Source organism: Gryllotalpicola kribbensis, from assembly GCF_039538245.1.
Classification (GTDB): domain Bacteria; phylum Actinomycetota; class Actinomycetes; order Actinomycetales; family Microbacteriaceae; genus Gryllotalpicola; species Gryllotalpicola kribbensis.
This window is the reverse complement of sequence record NZ_BAABBX010000011.1, coordinates 15,588-33,896: the sequence shown is the minus strand read 5'-3', so window position 1 is coordinate 33,896 and position 18,309 is coordinate 15,588. Positions and strand designations below refer to the sequence as shown.

18 protein-coding genes and 1 tRNA gene are annotated in these 18,309 nt (G+C 70.7%); 7 read left to right on the top strand and 12 right to left on the bottom strand.

Features of this window, described 5'->3' with window-relative positions; genetic code table 11:
* Nucleotides 1-7: 7 nt before the first annotated feature.
* Nucleotides 8-703 carry a class I SAM-dependent methyltransferase gene (locus ABD716_RS07570; RefSeq protein ID WP_344775443.1) on the bottom strand — a complete coding sequence of 232 codons (696 nt, stop codon included), beginning with the start codon at nucleotides 701-703 and terminating at the stop codon, nucleotides 8-10.
* A 95-nt stretch (nucleotides 704-798) separates the two neighbouring features.
* On the opposite strand from ABD716_RS07570, the gene ABD716_RS07565 reads away from it, so the two are divergent.
* Entirely contained in the window at nucleotides 799-2,088 is a 1,290-nt protein-coding gene (locus ABD716_RS07565) for an HNH endonuclease signature motif containing protein (protein ID WP_344775441.1), read from the top strand.
* Here ABD716_RS07565 and ABD716_RS07560 read toward each other — a convergent pair whose 3' ends face one another.
* From ABD716_RS07560 to ABD716_RS07540, 5 genes are all read right to left on the bottom strand, one after another.
* Nucleotides 2,089-2,535 (bottom strand): NAD(P)-dependent oxidoreductase, encoded by a 447-nt coding sequence (locus ABD716_RS07560; protein ID WP_344775439.1) that lies wholly within the window; start codon nucleotides 2,533-2,535, stop codon nucleotides 2,089-2,091. It abuts the gene before it with no gap.
* Entirely contained in the window at nucleotides 2,532-3,023 is a 492-nt protein-coding gene (locus tag ABD716_RS07555) for an NAD(P)-dependent oxidoreductase (RefSeq protein WP_344775437.1), read from the bottom strand. The genes ABD716_RS07560 and ABD716_RS07555 overlap by 4 nt, the downstream gene beginning before the upstream one ends.
* 94 nt (nucleotides 3,024-3,117) lie before the next feature.
* Nucleotides 3,118-4,149 (bottom strand): aldo/keto reductase, encoded by a 1,032-nt coding sequence (locus ABD716_RS07550; RefSeq protein WP_344775435.1) that lies wholly within the window; start codon nucleotides 4,147-4,149, stop codon nucleotides 3,118-3,120.
* A 117-nt stretch (nucleotides 4,150-4,266) separates the two neighbouring features.
* Nucleotides 4,267-4,339, bottom strand: a tRNA-Glu gene (locus tag ABD716_RS07545).
* Between the two features lie 71 nt (nucleotides 4,340-4,410).
* A complete protein-coding gene (locus ABD716_RS07540) occupies nucleotides 4,411-5,337 on the bottom strand; it encodes a diacylglycerol kinase family protein (RefSeq protein WP_344775433.1) in 927 nt (308 codons plus the stop codon).
* Between the two features lie 39 nt (nucleotides 5,338-5,376).
* Here ABD716_RS07540 and ABD716_RS07535 point away from each other — a divergent pair, with 39 nt between their 5' ends.
* Nucleotides 5,377-6,018, top strand: a complete 642-nt coding sequence (locus ABD716_RS07535; RefSeq protein WP_344775431.1) for an MBL fold metallo-hydrolase — start codon at nucleotides 5,377-5,379, stop codon at nucleotides 6,016-6,018.
* Here the strand turns inward: ABD716_RS07535 and ABD716_RS07530 are convergent.
* Nucleotides 5,961-7,850, bottom strand: a complete 1,890-nt coding sequence (locus ABD716_RS07530) for an FAD/NAD(P)-binding protein (protein WP_344775429.1) — start codon at nucleotides 7,848-7,850, stop codon at nucleotides 5,961-5,963. The genes ABD716_RS07535 and ABD716_RS07530 overlap by 58 nt on opposite strands.
* Before the next feature lie 122 nt (nucleotides 7,851-7,972).
* Here ABD716_RS07530 and ABD716_RS07525 point away from each other — a divergent pair, with 122 nt between their 5' ends.
* From ABD716_RS07525 to ABD716_RS07515, 3 genes are read left to right on the top strand one after another with little or no spacing between them, the layout of a single operon-like run.
* A complete protein-coding gene (locus tag ABD716_RS07525) occupies nucleotides 7,973-8,875 on the top strand; it encodes an amino acid ABC transporter permease (RefSeq protein WP_344775427.1) in 903 nt (300 codons plus the stop codon).
* Nucleotides 8,872-9,648, top strand: coding sequence for an amino acid ABC transporter ATP-binding protein (locus ABD716_RS07520; RefSeq protein WP_344775425.1), 777 nt, complete (start codon nucleotides 8,872-8,874; stop codon nucleotides 9,646-9,648). Before ABD716_RS07525 ends, ABD716_RS07520 begins: the two co-directional genes overlap by 4 nt.
* 41 nt (nucleotides 9,649-9,689) lie before the next feature.
* Complete coding sequence (locus ABD716_RS07515) at nucleotides 9,690-10,700, top strand: transporter substrate-binding domain-containing protein (RefSeq protein ID WP_344775423.1); 1,011 nt, start codon at nucleotides 9,690-9,692, stop codon at nucleotides 10,698-10,700.
* 28 nt (nucleotides 10,701-10,728) lie between these two features.
* Here the strand turns inward: ABD716_RS07515 and ABD716_RS07510 are convergent, their stop codons facing one another.
* The 3 genes from ABD716_RS07510 to ABD716_RS07500 form a co-directional block, all read right to left on the bottom strand.
* Nucleotides 10,729-11,877, bottom strand: a complete 1,149-nt coding sequence (locus tag ABD716_RS07510) for an LLM class flavin-dependent oxidoreductase (RefSeq protein ID WP_344775421.1) — start codon at nucleotides 11,875-11,877, stop codon at nucleotides 10,729-10,731.
* Between the two features lie 67 nt (nucleotides 11,878-11,944).
* On the bottom strand, nucleotides 11,945-12,631 hold the full coding sequence (locus tag ABD716_RS07505; RefSeq protein WP_344775419.1) for a histidine phosphatase family protein: 687 nt from the start codon (nucleotides 12,629-12,631) through the stop codon (nucleotides 11,945-11,947).
* Entirely contained in the window at nucleotides 12,628-13,671 is a 1,044-nt protein-coding gene (locus ABD716_RS07500) for an NAD-dependent epimerase/dehydratase family protein (RefSeq protein ID WP_344775417.1), read from the bottom strand. Before ABD716_RS07500 ends, ABD716_RS07505 begins: the two co-directional genes overlap by 4 nt.
* Before the next feature lie 39 nt (nucleotides 13,672-13,710).
* Here ABD716_RS07500 and ABD716_RS07495 point away from each other — a divergent pair, with 39 nt between their 5' ends.
* Nucleotides 13,711-14,517 (top strand): alpha/beta fold hydrolase, encoded by an 807-nt coding sequence (locus ABD716_RS07495; RefSeq protein ID WP_344775415.1) that lies wholly within the window; start codon nucleotides 13,711-13,713, stop codon nucleotides 14,515-14,517.
* A 4-nt stretch (nucleotides 14,518-14,521) separates the two neighbouring features.
* Here the strand turns inward: ABD716_RS07495 and ABD716_RS07490 are convergent, their stop codons facing one another.
* On the bottom strand, nucleotides 14,522-15,571 hold the full coding sequence (locus ABD716_RS07490) for an aldo/keto reductase (RefSeq protein ID WP_344775413.1): 1,050 nt from the start codon (nucleotides 15,569-15,571) through the stop codon (nucleotides 14,522-14,524).
* A gap of 72 nt (nucleotides 15,572-15,643) precedes the next feature.
* On the opposite strand from ABD716_RS07490, the gene ABD716_RS07485 reads away from it, so the two are divergent.
* Nucleotides 15,644-16,084 (top strand): nitroreductase family deazaflavin-dependent oxidoreductase, encoded by a 441-nt coding sequence (locus ABD716_RS07485; RefSeq protein ID WP_344775411.1) that lies wholly within the window; start codon nucleotides 15,644-15,646, stop codon nucleotides 16,082-16,084.
* Here the strand turns inward: ABD716_RS07485 and ABD716_RS07480 are convergent.
* Nucleotides 16,068-18,305, bottom strand: coding sequence for a glycoside hydrolase family 3 C-terminal domain-containing protein (locus tag ABD716_RS07480; protein ID WP_344775409.1), 2,238 nt, complete (start codon nucleotides 18,303-18,305; stop codon nucleotides 16,068-16,070). The genes ABD716_RS07485 and ABD716_RS07480 overlap by 17 nt on opposite strands.
* Nucleotides 18,306-18,309: the final 4 nt, after the last annotated feature.

The window sequence follows — 18,309 nt, the reverse complement described above, 5'->3', positions numbered from 1 at the left end:
TCACCGCCTAACCATCACCCACCACAGGCAACAACAGGAATGACACCACCCCACGGGACTTGACCGTGGCGATGAGCACCGCTTGGCCACCGCGCGCGGCGCCGTTCGCCGCCTCGACGAGGCGGCCGACCTCGCGAAACCCGGCCGCTGCGAGCTTCTCGCCCATTTCGTCGGCAGCGCGGGGGTAGCGCACGAGTGCCACCTCGTGGCCGCGCGGCCGGTAGGCCGGTGCCACGTCGACGATGCCGCGACCGGTCTGAAACCCGACGAGCACGAGCCCGTCCGATCTCAGGACCCGGCGCAGCTCGCTGAAGATCTGCGGTAGTGCGCCGTCAGGGCTATGGATCGTCGAGTACCAGGAGAACACACCGTCGAACTCGGCCGCAGAGAAGGGCAGGTCGCTCAAGGAGGCGACCTGCGAGCGGAACTCGCCGTGGTCGCGCTGAGCGCGGCGGATCATGCCCGGCGAAAGATCAACGCCCTCGACCTCACACCCGAGCCCGGCGAGGACCGGCAGCATGCGGCCGGCGCCGCAGCCGGCGTCCAGTACCCGTCGCGGCGCTGGCAGCAGCGATGCGAAGTGGGCGATCATCGCCAGCTCGATCGGCGTTTCCGGGCCCGTCGACGGGAACTCGTCGGCGTAGGTGTCGGCCACGATGTCGTACGCCGCCCGGACGGCCGGCTCTCGCTGCTCGGAGGTCACGCGGCGATACTCCCATGTCGTAGGGCGGGCGCGCCCTGTGGATAAAGTTTTGATGGTCTGACTCCAATGTCGGTGGTCGGTGTTTGACTTCGAGCATGGATGAGACCACCGACAGCTGGGCCGCGTCGGCCGCGCGCGAGGCCGGGCTCGACCGCGCGCACGAGGCGCTGCGGGCCCAGGCGCGGGCCGAGGCCGCGGTGCTCGCGTCCATCCTCGAGGTGGTTGAGAACGCGCTCGCGCACCCCGAGATCGAGGTCGAGGCGTTCGTGCCCGAGCACCAGCGCGCCGACCGGGCCGAGCGCTCGGCGATCCTGGGGCTCGCGCTGGAGCTATCGATGAGTCGCGACCAAATCCGCTCGCGGCTTGCCGAGGCACGCACCCTCGACCGCCTACTGCCGGCCACCTGGGCGACTTTCCGCCATGGCGACATCACCGCGGCGAAGACCCGCACCATCCTCGAGGCCTTTCACCGGGTTCCCGTCGAGGAAGAACTGCAGTCCTACTTCGATGCCGAGATGGCGCGTCTCGCGGCCACGCTCACGAACGCGAAGCTGCGCGACCACGCCGGCCGCTTGGCCGATCAGCTCGCCGACCACCCACTGGAAGTCGAGCACGAGATCGCTGCCCGCCGCCGACGCATCTGGGTCGAGCACGAGCAGGACACCGGCATGTCCTACCTGACCGCCTATCTGCCCACCGACCAGGCCGTCATGGCCGCGGCGCGCATCGACGCGATCGCTGCCGCCCTCGACGAGGCCGGCCTGCCGGAAGACCAGCAGCGCACCCGCGATCAGAAGCGCGCCGACGTGTGCGCCGACGTCCTCATCGGCACCGGCACCGAGTCCGAGGTGCGCCCCGTCGTCAACGTATACGTGCCGCTGCTGAACCTCGCGCACGTCCCCGATGAATACCAGCCCGCGACCATCGACGGGCAGATCCCCATCTCCCCCGCCCGCGCCCGCGAACTCGTCGGAAGCTGCACCTCACTGACGCGGCTGTTCACCGACCCCGTCGATGCGGCTGTCCTAGGCGTCGGCCGTAAGCAGTACGCCCCGACAGCCGACATGAAGAGGTTCATCCTCGCCCGCGACCCCGCCTGTACCCAGCCGGTCTGCAATCGGCCCAGCGCAGGCAGCGACCTCGACCACCAACTCGACTGGGCACTCGGGGGCGAAACCGACGTCGCAAACCTCACCCCCAAGTGCCCGAGCGATCACACCCTCAAGCACGAGACACGGTGGAAGGTCGCCCCAGGACCGAGCGGCAAAGAGATCTGGACTTCGCCAGGCGGTCGAAGATATTGGGACCACCGTGCCGACCCGCCCGATGCATGGGACCCGGCACCATTCGACCTGCCGTCGGGCCCCGACGGCTCACGCGCCTGATCACAGCACGCGCACCGGCGCCCCGTCGTCCCAAGCGACGATGTCCTCGACGACGTCCGCGTAGAACCGCGCGTACTGATCGGTGGTCACGTAACCGAGGTGCGGCAGCAGCAACGTGTTCGGCGCGCTGCGCAACGGATGCCCCGTGGGCAGCGGCTCGCTGTCGTAGACGTCGAGCGCCGCGCCCGCGAGGCGTCCCGAGTGCAGTGCGTCGAGCAGGGCCGCCTCGTCGACGATCGGCCCGCGTGAGGTGTTGATGAGGTAGGCGGTCGGCTTCATGAGAGCGAGCTCCCGCGAGCCGACCAGTCCGCGACTGCTGTCGGAGAGGGGCAGGTGGATGGTGAGCAGATCGGATGCCTCGAACAGCTCGTCCTTCGACACGACGGTCGCCCCATGCTGCGCAGCCCGCGCCGGTGTGATCGACCTGTCCCACCCGATGATCGTCATGCCGAAGGCACCCGCGAGATCGGCGACGGGCCGCCGAGCCGGCCGAGTCCAAGCACGCCGAGCGTGAGCCCCTGCAAGCCCGGCCCGATGGTGTGCTGCCAGCCGCCGGCCCTCATCGACGCGTCCTCTTCGGCGAAATGCCTCGTGAGCGCGATCATCATGCCGATCGTCAACTCGGCCACGCTGTTGCCGCCGCCCCGTGCGCCGCACACGACGACGCCATGGGCGGCCGCGGCCGGCAGGTCGATGGCGGCGTTCTTCATTCCGGTGGTCACGAGCAGCCGCAGCTGCGGCAGCCGGTCGAAGAGTTCGGCCGGGAAGGCGGTGCGCTCGCGCATCGCGACGACGACCTCGCTGTGGGCGAGTCGCTCCGCGAGGGCATCCGGCTCAAGATGCTCGCGCACCGCATCGATCTCGAATCGGCCGCTGACGTGTGACCAGTCGGCCGAGCCGAGAGCCACACCCTGATAATCGTCGAGAATCGTCACGCGCCGCACCCTTCCGACCCTAGCCGCGCTTTATAGCGCCGGAAGCCGCGGGTGTGAACCCCTCGTGGCCCGTTTTTTGCCGGGGATGTCTGTCTCAGCGGCCCCCGGTCAGAGATCGGTGGCGCTGCGCGACTCCGGCGGGGCCATACGGGTAGTCGTCGACGCGCGGGGCGCTGACCGCCGAGAGCTCGCCGAGCTCGTCGCTCGTCAGCTCGAGGTCGGCGGCGCCCAGGTTGTCGGAGAGCTGCTCAAGGGTGCGCGCCCCGAGGATCACGCTGGTGACCGCCGGCTGCGCGGCGAGCCACGCCAGGGCGACCTGCGACATCGAGGCGCCGCGAGCGTCGGCGATGTGGCGCACCGTGTCGATGACCTGCCACGTGCGGGGGTCGGCGTTGCGCGCTTCCCAAGCTTCCATGCCGCGCTGGGGGTTCTCGCCCAGCCGCGTCGCGCCCGTCGGGTCGACGTCGCGCTGGTACTTGCCGCTCAGCCAGCCGCCCGCCAGCGGCGACCACGGCAGCAGTCCGATGCCGGCATCCAGTGAAGCAGGCACGACCTCGTGCTCGATGTCGCGCACCAGCAGGTTGTACTGCGGCTGCAGGGTGACGGGCGCGGGCCACCCGTGTGCGCGGGCGACGTGCACTGCCTTCGTGAGCTGCCAGCCGAGGTAGTTCGAGAAGCCGTAGTAGGCGATCTTCCCCGCTGCGACGGCTTCGGCGAGGAATCCCAAGGTCTCTTCAAGCGGGGTGTGGGCGTCCCACGCATGCATCTGGTAGAGGTCGATCTGCTCGACGCCGAGCCTCTGCAGCGAGCGGTCGAGCGCGCGGCCCAGGTGCCGACGGCTGAGCCCGAGGTCGTTGACGCCCTCGCCCATCGGAAAGCGGCCCTTGGTCGCGATCACCACGTCCTGCGCCTCAGTCGGGTGCGTCGAGAGCCAGTGGCCGATGATCGTCTCTGACGCGCCCTGGCTGTAGACGTCTGCCGTGTCGATGAAGTTGCCGCCCGCTGCGATGTACGCATCGAGGATGCCGTGCGAGGTCGCCTCGTCGGCCTCTGCCCCGAAGGTCATGGTGCCGAGGGCGAGATTCGAGACGACGGTGCCGCTGGTGCCGAGGGTGAGGTAGCGCATGCTCCAGCTTTGCCCATCGCGTCGCGCGGTGAAACTCGGCGCCCCGAACGAGGCACCCACCTAGACCAATGCAAAAAGCCCGCTTCCCCTGACGAATCAAGGGAAGCGGGCTGAATGTGACCCCAGCGGGATTTGAACCCGCGTTACCGCCGTGAGAGGGCGACGTCCTAGGCCGCTAAACGATGGGGCCGGACTCGCTGCGCCAGCGGCGCAACGGGTTCTACTTTACATGGCGGTTACGGCGTCACAAAATCGGGCCGGCTACTGCAGCAGGCGCACCGCCCCGGGCACCACCGAGACCTCCACCGGCAGCGGCCCGACCCGCTCGCCGTCGGCATACGCCACCACCCCGGCGGCCTCGATGCGCACGCTGCGCACCTTCTCGAGGTGCACTTCGGGCAGCTCGGTGTGCTCCCCCTTGAAGACCTTCGGGAACACCCGCAGGAAGCGCGGCCGGGACATCCGATCGACCACGAACAGGTCGAGCAGCCCGTCGTCCATCTCGGCGGCGGGCGCGATGCGCATGCCCCCGCCGATCGACGTGTGGTTCGCGACCGCGACCAGCATCGCCTGGAATTCGCGCCGCTGCCCGTCCACGACGACGCGGTAGTGCGGGGCGCGGAACGTGAGCAGCTCGCGCACGACCGCGATCGTGTAGCGGCGCTCGCTGTTCGGCCACGACATGAAATTGGCGCGCTCGTTGACAGCGGCGTCGAAGCCCGCCGACAGGGCGCCGAGCATCCACGTGGTGTGCAGGCCGTGCGTCACGCGGCCGGCGTCCACCGAGACGGACTCGCGCTCGAGCGCCGCCACGATCAGCTCGGCGGCCGCAGCCGGGTCGCCGATCGGCATGCCGATGTTGCGTGCGGTGTCGTTGCCCGTGCCGACCGGGATCACGCCGAGCGGGATGCCCGTCTCGGCGACCGCGTTCACGCCGAGGCTCACCATGCCGTCGCCCCCGACGACCACCAGCGCGGCGCGCCCCGGCACGCTGACCGAGCGCACCTCGCGCTCGACCTCGCGCCGCAGCAGCTCGTAGTTCGGCTGGCGCACTTCGATCACCGTGTGCCCCGCCGAGGCGAGCACCTCGGATGCCGCGGCGCCGGCGCCGTGATGGCGCCCGAAGGCGGCGGTCGGGTTGATCGCGACGATCAATCGCCTGGGTCGCGTCGTCGGGCTCGGCGGCATGAGTCACCATCTTCGGGCACAGCGCCCTAGCCTGGCAACATGCGCATCACGAAGCTGGAACACGCCGCCTTCATCCTCGAGAAAGACGGGGCGAAGCTCGTCGTCGACCCCGGCAGCTTCTCCCGCCCGCTGCCCGACCCGAGCGGTGTCGCCGCGATCGTCGTCACCCACGAGCACGCCGACCACTGGGATGCCCCGCACCTGCAGGCCGTCCTCGAGGCGAACCCCGCCGTGCCGATCTACGGCCCGCAGGGCGTCGCGGCCGCGGCGGACGGGTTCGACGTCACCGTCGTCTCCCCCGGCGACTCGGTCGTCGCCGGCCCGTTCAAGCTCGACTTCTTCGGCGGCAGGCACGCCGAGATCCACTCCTCGATTCCGATCGTCGACAACGTCGGCGTCTCGGTCGACGGCGGCGCCGTCTACCACCCGGGCGATTCGTTCACGGTTCCCGAGGGCGTCGAGGTCGACGTGCTCGCCGCGCCGTCGAGCGCCCCGTGGCTCAAGATCGGCGAGGCGATGGACTTCGTGCTCGCGGTCAAGCCCCGCCGCGCGTTCCCCACGCACGAGATGATCAACTCGGACGCCGGCAAGGCGATGGCCAAGGCCCGCATCGAGTGGGCGGCTCAGCAGAACGGCGGGGCGCTGCTCGATCTCACGCCGGGCGACTCCGCCGAGCTCTGAGCCGAGATCTGGTCGAGCAGTCGCAGCACGGCGCGCGCGACCCGGTCGTTCTCTCGGAAGCTCATCGCGTCGGTGAGCGGCCGGGCGAACGCGCCGGCGTTCGGGGCCGTCGTGAACGGCCCGATGGCGAAGCGCGCGCGATGCGGTTCGCCGTCGGGCCCGATGAGGCGCGAGTCCTCAGGGTGCACGGCGAGCAATGAGGTGACGGATGCCTGCCCTGCGGCATCCCGCAGCGCGGGGTTCTCGCTCGCGTGGGCGGCGTCCTCGGGAAGCCATGCGTCGACGAGGAAGCGCGACGCGAGCTCGCCAGGGACGGAGGGACTCGACGCGCGGAAGAGGCCGGCCGCAGCATCCGCTCGCACCTCGAGCTCGGCACCCAGAAACCGCACGACGCCCGCTTCGGCGAGCGCGAGCAGCTCCTCGAGGCGGTGCACGGGCGGCCCAGAGGCGACATAGCTGAAGAACGCCTTGAACCACGGCGGAACCTCGATGCCCGAGCCGCCCGTGGCGAAGAACGCGAACAGCAGCGCGGTGAAGAAGCCGAGCGTCGCCGAGTGCTCGGGGGCCGTGCGGCGGTGCACGTCATCGGCGATGTAGTCGATCAGGTGCCGCTGCAGTTCGTCGGGGCCCGTGAACCGGAGGCCGGCGAGCGGGCGATCGAAGCTCGCGAGGTCGAGGGCGTCCGCCTCGTCGACGAGCGCCTCGGCGACGAGGGCGCGCAGCTCGTGCGACCACGGGTCGAGCGGGGCGAGGCGCTCGAGGAACTCCGGCCACGGCAGGCGCACTCTCTCCGGGTGGCCCACGAACAGCTCGTGGTAGTAGCCGTGCAGGCCCTCTTTGGCGATGAGCGGCCAGATCTCGCCCGCGAAGTCGGCCCCGCGCGCCCCCAATTCGGCAGCGATCTCGCGCGTGAAGAAGCGCGGCTCGGCCCGGGGCGCGACGAGCTGCGACGTGACCTTCGAGTGATACGGCACGCCGCGACGCGAGCCGAGGTGGAGGCGGGGCTCGCGCCCGCTCGGCACGTAGCGCAGCCCCCCGCTCGACTCGGCGGCGGGCTCGAAGCGACCCCCGCGGCCCAACGTCAGCAGAACGACCAGATCGACGGCCGCGAGCCCCATGCCCCGAACGATGACGTCGGCCCCCGCGGGCAGGCCGCCCAGGTCGGCGTCTGCGGTGAACGCCGGCGCGAGGTAGTACGCGCCGTGCTCGCGAGCGAAGCGCTCAAGCAGCTCGTGCTCCCCCGCGAGGGCCGAGCCGTTGTGACCGAGCGCGTACAGCACGACGTTCGCGGCCACGGTCTCGCCATCGGCCAGACCGACCAGCTGGCGGTCGCCGTCCTCGGACACCGACACCGCCGTCGTCCGCCGCCACTCGACCTCGACCCCGGCGGGGAGCGACGCCAGCGTGCGGCGGTGGAACCAGTCGAGGTAGAAGCTCTGCAGGCGCCTCGTCGGGAAGCTCGCCGGCCCGAGCGACTCGAGCTCGGCGCGCACGGCGGGGTCGTCGATCGCGACCTCGAGCTCGCCCGCACGCACCTGCGCAGCCCATTCCGCGAGCGACGGGCCTGGAGCGATCGGGCCGTCGACCGTGCACGAGGCATCCGTGAACATCGTCACGTCGGCCGCGAGCGAGTTGAGCTTGAGCAGCGGCGACTGGTCGTAGCGCCAGATCCGCCCGGGCCCCGGCCGATGCGGGTCGATGAGGACGACACGGATGCCGCCGGCTGCGGCGGCCTGCCCGAGCTCGCCCGCCCGCAGGTTCTCGACGAACCGCTCGAGCCAGCCGACCCCCCGCGGGCCGGCCCCGAGCACGGCGACGGTGAGTTCGGGCATGGATGCCAGCATGCCGGGATCCGCGGCCGGGCAGGCCCGAATGTTGCGCAGCGTTTCGACGGTTACGGTCTGTGTCCGCCGCGCTCTCGGAGTGCGGTCGCCAGCCCGTAGCGTCCCGGCCCATGACCACCGCATCCCTCAGCCCGGGCGTCGGCGCACCGCCGGCTGCCGAGCCGCGCGTGCCGCAGGCCGCGCTCGAACGCCGCGTGCGGCGCCTGCGTCACCCGTGGCAGTGGGTGGCGACCGCCGTCGTCCTGCTGCTCGCACTGAACTTCGGGCAGACGCTGTTCACGAACCCCGCATGGGAATGGAACCGGGTCGGCCACTGGCTGCTGAACCCCGCCGTCCTCACCGGGATCACCGTCACGCTCGAGGCGACGGCGATCAGCGCCGTCGTCAGCTTCCTCGGCGGCGTCGTGGTCGCCCTCGCCCGGCTGTCGAGCAATCGCGTGCTGAGCGGGGCGGCGTGGCTCTACATCTGGGTGTTCCGCTCGCTGCCGCTGATCCTCGTGCTGGTGTTCCTCTACAACCTGAGCAGCCTCTTCCCCACGATCGCCGTCGGGGTGCCGTTCGGGCCGCAGCTCGAGGTGCCGACGAGCAATGTGCTGTCGGATCTGACACTCGGCGTCGTCGGCCTGAGCCTCGCCGAGATCGCGTATGCCGCCGAGATCGTCCGCGCGGGTCTCGTGTCGGTCGACCTCGGCCAGCACGAGGCGGCGAAGGCCCTCGGCATCCCCCGTCGCCGTCAATTCACCCGCATCGTCCTGCCGCAGGCCCTGCGCTCGATCGTGCCCGCGTACGTGAACCAGATCGTCGGCCTGCTCAAGTCGAGCTCGCTGCTGTTCTACGTGAGCGTCCTCGACCTCTTCGGCGTGCTGCAGAACATCGGATCGACCTACCCGAGCGACATCATCCCGACGCTGGTGGTCGCGAGCATCTGGTACCTCGTGTTCACCAGCCTGATCGGGCTCGTGCAGCACTTCGTCGAGCGGTTCTACAACCGCGGCCTGAAGGGGGCACGATGAACGCCGCCCCCGCTCCCGCCGCCGTGCAGATCGTCGGGGCGCGCAAGTCCTTCGGCGACAAGCAGGTGCTCGGGGGCATCGATCTCACGATCGCGGCGGGCACCGTCACCGCGATCCTGGGGCCGTCGGGCTCGGGCAAGTCGACGCTGCTGCGCGCGGTCAACCACCTCGAGAAGCTCGACGGCGGCTACGTGGTCGTCGACGGCGAGCTGATCGGCGTGCGCGTCGACGGCGACCGCCTGAAAGAGCTGCACGAGAAGCAGATCCTGCGCCAGCGCGCCCGCATCGGCTTCGTCTTCCAGAACTTCAACCTGTTCCCGCACCTCACCGTGCTCGAGAACGTCGTCGAGGCCCCCGTCTCGACCGGACTGCTGCCGAAGGCCGCGGCACGCGAGCGCGCGGTCGAGCTGCTTGCGCAGGTCGGGCTGAGCGACAAGGCGGATGCCTTCCCGAGGCAGCTCTCGGGCGGTCAGCAGCAGCGCGTCGCCATCGCCCGCGCACTCGCACTCGACCCGCAACTGATCCTGTTCGACGAGCCCACCTCGGCGCTCGACCCCGAGCTCGTCGGCGAGGTGCTGGCCGTCATCCGCCGCCTCGCCGAGACGGGCCGCACGCTCGTCGTCGTGACCCACGAGATCGGCTTCGCGCGCGAGGTCGCCGACCACGTCGTGTTCCTCGACGGCGGCCTGATCGTCGAGCAGGGCTCCCCGGCCGACGTGCTCGGAAACCCCCAGCACGCCCGCACCCGGGACTTCCTCTCCCGCGTCCTCTGACCCGCAACACCCACTCCACCCACCCAAGAGAAGAGACACCCATGACGACCCCCACCACCCGCCTGCTGCGCGCGGGCACCGCGCTGCTGGTCGCCGGCGCCCTCGTCGCGACCGTCGCCGGCTGCTCCGGCGGCTCGGCCGATGCGAGCACCCAGACCCCGAAGGGCAAGGTCACGATCGGTGCGCACAGCAACGGCGCCGCGAAAGAGACCACGCTCGATGTCCCCGAGGTCGCCAAGATCCGCGCCGAGCTTCCCGCTGCCGTACGCAAGAGCGGCGAGCTTACGATCGGCGTCGGCGCGCTGCCCGCCGGCTTCCCGCCGCTGGCCTTCACGGGCGACGATCAGAAGACCATCACGGGCGCCGAGCCCGACCTGGGGCGCCTCGTCGCGGCCGTGTTCGGCCTGAAGCCCGTCATCTCGAACGCCACCTGGGACAACCTGTTCGTCGGCATCGACACCGGCAAGACCGACATCGGCTTCTCGAACATCACCGACACCGAGCAGCGGAAGGAGAAGTACGACTTCGCCTCGTACCGCGACGACAACCTGGCGCTCGAGGTGCTGAAGAAGAGCGACTGGAAGTGGACCGGCCCCGAGTCGCTCGCGGGCAAGACGGTCGCCGTGAGCTCGGGGACCAATCAGGAGAAGATCCTGCTCGAGTGGCAGAAGGAGCTGAAGGCCGAGGGGAAGGACTTCGCGATCAAGTACTACCAGGACGCCAACGCGACCTACCTCGCGCTCAACTCGGGCAAGATCGACATCGACTTCACCCCGAATCCGTCGGCCGCCTATCACGACACCCAGTCGGCGAAGTCTGCCAACCCGACCCGCACCGAGGCGACCTACTCGGGCGCCGGCGCGAGCCTGCAGGGGCTGATCGCCGCGACCACCAAGAAGGGCAACGGCCTCGCGCAGCCCACGGTCGACGCGATCAACTACCTGATCGAGAACGGCCAGTACGCGAAGTGGCTCGCGGCCTACAACCTCTCGAACGAGGCGGTGAAGAAGTCCGAGCTGAACCCGCCGGGGCTTCCGCTCGACAACCAGTAGCGCCGCCGCCGCACCACGGGCTCAGGCGTCAGTCCAGCGCGTATGCGCTGATCGGATGCCTGAGCCCGAGGTGCTCCCGCAGGGTGCGGCCGGTGTACTCGGTGCGCACCACCCCGCGCGCCCGCAGCTCGGGCACCACGAGCTCGGCGAACGCCTCCAGCTGCGCCGGCATCCATGCCGACAGGATCTGGAATCCGTCGACGGCTCCCGAGCCGAACCACGCCTCGAGTCGCGCCGCCACCGCGGGCCCGTCGCCGACGAGCAGACCGGGCAGGCGCCCGCGGGTGGCAGGCGCCAGAGCGAGCAGCTCGTTCGCCAGCAGGTCGGCGCGCTCGCTCGTCTCCGCCACGACCGGCAGCACGGGGATCACGAGCGCCGGCGCATCGGCCGGGTCGCGGCCCGCGGCGAGCGCGGCGGCGCGCAGCCCCGCCCGGTAGTCGAAGGCCTCGGCCACGCCCTCGAAGTCGGCGATCGCGATGTTCCCCCGCGTCGCGACCAGTTCGTGCGCCCGCGGCGACGTGCCCGTGTGCGCGAGCGGAACGGCGCCCTGCACGGGGCGCAGTGCGTTCAGTGGCCCGGCCGTCTGGATGAAGGCCCCGTCGAAGTCGGCCGGGTGCACGCGGCTCGGGTCGATGAGCCTGCCGGTCGCGGCATCCGCGATGAATGCATCGTCGTCCCAGCTGTCCCACAGCCGTCGCAGCGCGTCGATGAACTCGGTCGCGCGGTCGTAGGCGTTCAGCCTGTCCCACTCGGCGTCCTTGCCGTAGTTGGCCGCCGCGGGTTCGTTCGCGCCGACATGCAGATTGAGGCCGAGGCGGCCGCCGGAGAGCAGGTCGATGGACGCCGCCTGCCGCGCGATCGAGTAGGCCTCGCTGTAGGTCGTGTTGATGCTCGTGACGAGGCCGATGCGCCGCGTGGATGCCGCGAGGAACGCGACCGCGCTGAGCGGGTCGACCCGGGCGAGCAGGTGGGGCGCGGTCGCCTCGAGCTCGGGCCCCGTCGACAGCCAGTCGCCGAAGTACAGGTAGTCGAAGCCGGCCCTCTCGGCGATCTTCGCGGCTTTGACGAGCACCTGCGGCTCGCGCCGCGGCTGACGCTCGGCCCCCGGCATCCGCCACCCCGACGGGTACGCGCCGAGCGCGCGGAACGCCGCACCGAGGATCATCTGCTCGCCCATGCCTCGACGCTATGACCGGGCCGCGGGCGGCCGCCCGAGTGTTACGACACAGTGTTACGCGGCCGGCTCACGCCGGGAACTGGAGCATGCCGGGCGGCGTGTTCCAGCGCACGACGACGGGCTGCGCGTGCTCGAAGCCCAGCACGCTGACGGTCGCCGTGGCGAGCGAGAACGCCTGCGCATCGACCGGCCGCAGCCCGAGCCACGCCGCCGCCATGGCGCGCAGGAAATGGCCGTGCGCGAAGCAGATGACGTCCCTGCCGTCCCACATCGTCTCGAGGGCGCGCGCGATCACGCGCTTGGCGCGCACCTGCACGTCGGCCGCGGACTCCCCCGGCGTCGCACCCGCGGGCACGCCGTTGCGCCACAGATTCCAGTTCGCGCCGCGCTGCTCGATGATCTGCGGCGTCGTGAGCCCCTCATAGGCGCCGTAGTCGAACTCGGCCAGATCTTCGTCGAGCTGCACCTGGTCGCCGTAGCCCGCGAGCTCGGCGGTGCGGATCGCTCGCTGCCGCGGGCTCGACAGCACGAGCCCGAACGAGTGCCCGTTCAGCACCTCGGCGATGGCGGCGGCCTCGGCCTCGCCCGCGGGCGTGAGCGGAAGATCGGTGACGCTCGTGTGCTTCCCCGAGAGGCTCCACTCGGTCTGCCCGTGGCGCACCAGCACGAGGCGCGCCTTGTTCGCCGCCCCGTGCTCGGAGAACGGCTCCCCGGGGCGGGTCGAGCGGACGGTGAGACGGATGTTGGGGCTCATAGAGACTCTCTGGAAAGGCTGCGCAGCAGCAGGTAGGCGTCCTCGAGCCGGTAGTCGAGGAACGATTCGAAGAACGGGTCGTCGTCGAAGCGCGCCGTGGCGCCGAGCTCGTGCTCGCGCAGCAGCCAGTCGAGCTCGGCGCCGACCGTGCCGGCGAACGTCTCGCCCTGCCAGCCGAGCTCGCGCGCCGCCGACAGGTCGAGCACGATCGGGGGCACGACGTCCCACGGGTGGGCGCCGTACTGCGGGTCGACGTCGTCGTCGATCAGCTCGAACTCGAAGCGTCGGCCGACATGCGCGGCGACCGCCTCGGCGATCTGCAGGCCGGTCGGCGCATCCGCATCGCCCGCGTTGAGGATGCGCGCAGACGGATGCCGCGCCGCGACCTCGACGAGAGAGGCGATGTTCGCCGCCGCGGTCGTGTGATCGCCGCCGCGCCCGCGGTGGGCGAGCGCGAGCTGCTCGCGGCCGTCGAGAGCCCGCTTGAGGAACACCCACTCGCGCGGCCGCGCCGCGCCGGCGCCGTGCACCTTGCTCGGGCGCAGCACCGTGATCGGCAGACCCGAGTCGAGCAGCGCGTTCTCGGCCGCGACCTTGTTCGCGCCGTAGCCCTCGCGGGAGGTGGGGTCGCCGCGCCCCGGGGCGACCGTGGCGTCGGTCTCGCGGATCGGCAGCGGGAACACCGGCTTCGTCGCCGAGTTGCTGTGGTTTCCGAACTCGTCGACGTAGACCGCCTTGCTCGAGATCATGACGGCGGCGTCGGCGTCGGCGAGAAACGGCAGGACGGTCAGCGCGTCCTCCTCCGTGAAGCACAGGCAGTCGACGATCAGCTCGGCGCCGTCCCCGACGACGGCACGCAGCGCACGGGCGTCCGCTCGATCTGAATTCACGAACGTGAAGCCGGATGCCTGGGCGAGGGTCTCGGGCACGTGGGCGGCGTCGCGCCCCGTCGCGTCGACCTGCCAGCCCGCGTCGAGAAGACGCGTGGCTACGGCTGCCCCGATCACACCGGTTCCACCGAGGATCACTGCGCGCGCCACCCCTCAAGGCTACCGGCGTGGGACCGCTACCGTGGTCGGGTGGACTCAGTGGAGAACCCCCTCGACGGCACCCAGATCAGCTACCGCGTCTTCGGCGAGGGCGCCCCGGGGGCCCCGGCGGTCGTGCTCGTGCACGGCACGGCGCTCACCCAGGCGATCTGGCGGGGCTTCGGCTGGGTGCGCGAGCTCCAGGCGAGCCATAGGGTGATCACCCTCGATCTGCGCGGCCACGGGCGCAGCGACAAGCCGTATGAAGAGGATGCCTACGACCAGGCGCTCTTCGTCGGCGACGTGCTCTCGGTGATGGAGGCGGCCGGGGTCGAGAAGGCGCACTACATCGGGTACTCGCTCGGCGGCCGCGTCGGGTTCGAGATCGCGTACACGCACCCGGGTCGGCTCGCGAGCCTCGTCACGCTGGGGGGCTCGCCGCGCACGGGCGGCCAGGGCATCTTCGACAAGACGTTCTTCCCGGGCGTCGTCGACACCCTCGTCGCGCGCGGCATGCAGGCCTTCGTCGACCGCTGGGCCGAGCACCTGGGCAAGCCACTCGACAACTCGACGGCCCTCGCGCTGCTCTCGAACGACCCCCAGGCGCTCGCGGCGTACATGCGCAAGACCGAGGAGGACCCGGGCGTACCCGCGCACGCGCTCTCGACACTGACGGTTCCGCTGCTCATGATCGCCGGCACCGAGGACCACATCCGCGTGCGCGCGGCCGCCCGCATGCAGTCGTACCTGCCGAGCACGCCCGTGCGCCTCCTCGACGGCGCGACGCACGGGCGCACCCCGCGCCACCCCGATGCGCTGCCCGCGGTGCGGGAGTGGCTCGCGCGCCAGCCGAGCTGAGCGGCTACACGTACTGCCTGATCAGCGACCAGTCGGCCGGCGAGAGGCGGTCGGTGGACGTGTTGCGCTGGTGCCAGAAGGGGTAGCGCAGGTCGGGCAGGGTGAGCTCGTCGATGCGCGCGCGCTCGTCGTCGGACAGCACGAGCGAGGCCGCCGCCAGGTTGTCGCTCAGCTGCTCCTCGGTGCGGCCCGCGATGATCAGCGAGCTGACCTGCGGGCGGCCCAGGGTCCACGACAGCGCGACCTGCGCGGCCGAGACGCCGTGGCCGTCGCCGATCTCGACCAGCAGGTCGATGAGGTCGTAGAGCAGGTCCTCGTCGTAGACCGGCGGCTCGGTCCAGCCCTGGAAGCGGCGCGAGCCCTCCGGGGCGTCCTGACCGCGACGGTACTTGCCCGAGAGCAGTCCCCCGGCGAGGGGGCTCCAGACCAGAATCCCGAGCCCCTGGTCGATCGCGGCGGGAATGACCTCGCCCTCGATGTCGCGGGTCTGCGGCGAGTAGTGCACCTGCGTGGCGACGGGGGCGGTGAAGCCGTGCTTCTGGGCCGTCATGACGGCCTTGACGGTCTGCCAGCCGGTGTAGTTCGAGATGCCGAGGTAGCGCACCTTGCCCGACTGAACGAGGTGGTCGAGCGCTGCCCAGGTCTCTTCGAGCGGCGTCTGCCCGTCCCACTCGTGCAGCTGATAGAGATCGATGTAGTCGGTTCCGAGTCGGCGCAGGCTGTCTTCCGCGCCCTTGATGATGTGGTGCCGCGATGCACCGGCGTCGTTCGGCCCGTCGCCCATGGTCATGCGCACCTTGGTCGCGACGATCCACTCGTCGCGGCTGTCGCCGAGCGCCTCGCCGACGAGCTGCTCGGAGAGGCCGTTCGAGTAGACGTCGGCCGTGTCGAGGATGTTCACCCCGGCATCCTTCGCAATGGCCAGCTGACGCCTGACGTCGTCGACCTGCAGGTTGCCGACGGGCGTCGCCCAGCCGGTGCCGCCGTAGCCCATGGTGCCGAGAGTGAGGGACGAGACGCGAAGTCCGGAGTTGCCGAGCTGCCTGTATTCCATGGTTCCGACCCTACGACCGAATCGATTCGACTCGCCAGCCGATCTCGGCTCGTGTGCGCTTAGGCTCGAAGAATGCCACTTGAGGGAGAGTACGAGCCGGGCACCGCCGAGTGGGCGCGCACCCAGGTCGAGAAGTTCGAAGCATCAGACGGCGCCGAGGCGAACGAGCTGCGCGGCAAGCCGATCGTGGTCGTCACGAACGTCGGCGCGAAGTCGGGCAAGCTGCGCAAGACCCCGGTCATGCGCGTCGAGCACGGCGGCGAGTACGCCGTCATCGCGTCGAAGGGCGGCGCGGCCGAGCACCCGACCTGGTACTGGAATCTCAAGAAGAACCCCCACGTCGAGCTTCAAGACGGCGCGAAGCGCGGCGACTTTGAGGCCCGCGAGCTTCCCGCGGGCCCCGAGCGCGACGAGTGGTGGGCACGCGCCGTCGAGGCGTGGCCCGACTACGCCGGCTACCAGACCAAGACCGACCGGCTGATCCCGGTCTTCGTGCTCACTCCGATCGGCTGAGCTGCTCGTAGGCCGCGACGAGCTGCTCGGCGGCGCCCGACGGCGCGCTCGGCACCATCGTGAGCAGGTGCCCGAGCGGGATCGCGGCGAACATCTTGCCCTCGTTCGTCGACGGGTCGAGCTGGAAGGTGTGCGCGTCGGGCAGCTGTGCGATCGCGCCCTGCAGCACCTGCGAGCCCACGGGGTCGGCGAACCACTCGGCGATCGACGAGAACGCGGTGAGCCGCCGCTGCGGCCCCTGCGCCGGCAGGCGAACATCGCCGTTCAGGCGCAGGTCGCGGCTGGAAGCGCCGACCGAGAGGGTGAACAGCCCCTCGTCGACGATCCACCCGCGGCGCCCGATCGACCAGTAGGCGAAGGCCCGCGAGTCGAGCTCGATCGTCACGGTCTGCGCCGCGCCGGGCTCGAGGAACACCTTCTGGAACCCGACCAGCTCGTGGGCCGGCCGATCGATCGCACTGTGCCGGTCGCTGCGATACACCTGCGCGACCTCGGCTCCGGCGACCTCGCCGACGTTGGTCACCGTGAAGGTGACGGATGCCCCGCCGTCGGTCGCCGTGACGGAGAGCCCCGAGTACTCGAACTCGGTGTAGCTCAGCCCGTGGCCGAAGGGGAACGACACGGGCAGCCCGCGGGTGTCGTAGTAGCGGTACCCGACATAGACCCGCTCGCCGTAGACGACCTGCCCGTCGCACCCGGGGAAGTTGATGTACGCGGGGGTGTCTTCGAGCTTCACCGGGATCGACTCGGTGAGCTTGCCGCTCGGGTTCGCGCGGCCGAGCAGCAGCTGCGCGATCGCCCGGCCGCCGGCCTGCCCGAGCAGCCACCCCTCGAGGATCGCCCGGGCACGGAACTCCCAGCTGTCGGTCTCGACGAGGCCGCCGTTCGACAGCACGACGATGACGCGGCGCGTGACGGCCGAGACCGCCTCGAGCAGCGCGAGCTGGTTCGCCGGCAGCTCGATCGTGTCGCGGTCGAAGCCCTCGGACTCGCAGGAGTCGGGCAGGCCGAGGAAGAGCACGGTCCAGTCCGAGTCGGCGGCGAGGCTGCGCGCCTCCTCCGCGAGCACCGGGTCGGCCTCCGCGTCGCCGTCGAAGGTGAAGCCGGGCGCGAAGCGGACGCGGGAGCCGATCAGCTCGGTGAGCGCGTCGAGCGCCGAGTCGACCCGCGTCGAGGGCACCTGCGAGCTGCCGGACCCCTGGTAGCGCGGCGTGCGGGCGAACTCGCCGACGACCGCGATGCGCGTCGAGCCCTGTTCGAGCAGGGGCAGCGCGCCGTTCTCGTTCTTGAGCAGCACGGGGCCCTCGAGCGCCGCGCGCAGCGCGATCTCGTGCTGCGCGTCGAAGTCGACGTCCACGGGGCCGAGGCGCGAGGCATCCGCCCGCTCGGCCAGCGCCTGCAGACGCGAGACGACACGGTCGAGCACGAACTCGGGAAGCTCGCCCGACTGCGCCGCAGCGATGACGCGATCGTCGCCCGTCGCTGTCGGCATCTTGAGGTCGAGACCGGCCTTGACCGCCTCGACGCGGTCGACCACCGCTCCCCAGTCGCTGACGACCACGCCGTCGAAGCCCCAGTCCTCGCGCAGCACGCGCGTGAGCAGCCATTCGTTCTGCGAGGCGTAGACGCCGTTGATGCGGTTGTACGAGCACATGACCGTCGCGGGCTTCGCCGTCGTGACGACCCGCTCGAACGCCGGGAAGTAGATCTCGCGCAGGGTGCGCTCGTCGACCTCTGCGGAGACGTGCATGCGGTCGGTCTCCTGATTGTTGGCCGCGAAGTGCTTCACCGACGCGCCCACGCCCTGCGACTGGATGCCCTCGACGAGGGCCTGCCCGAACGAGCCGGCCACGAGCGGGTCCTCGCTGACGTATTCGAAGTTGCGGCCGCACAGCGGGCTGCGCTTGATGTTGATGCCCGGGCCGAGCACAATGTCGACGCCGAGGGCGCGCGCCTCGCGGCCGATCGCCTCGCCGACCTCGCGCTGCAGTGCGGGGTTCCAGCTCGAGCCGAGCCCGACGGCGGGCGGGAAGCACGTGGCCCGCTTCTGGCTCTTGAGCCCGATGTCGGCGACGACGCGCATGCCGTGCGGGCCGTCGTTCATCGTGATGCGGCGGATGCCGGGCACGGGCTTCGTGCTCCAGAAGTCGGCGCCCGAGGCGAGCCTCGCCTTCTGCTCGAGGGTCAGTTCCGGAATGACTTCATCGTGCTCGCGGGGCATGCCC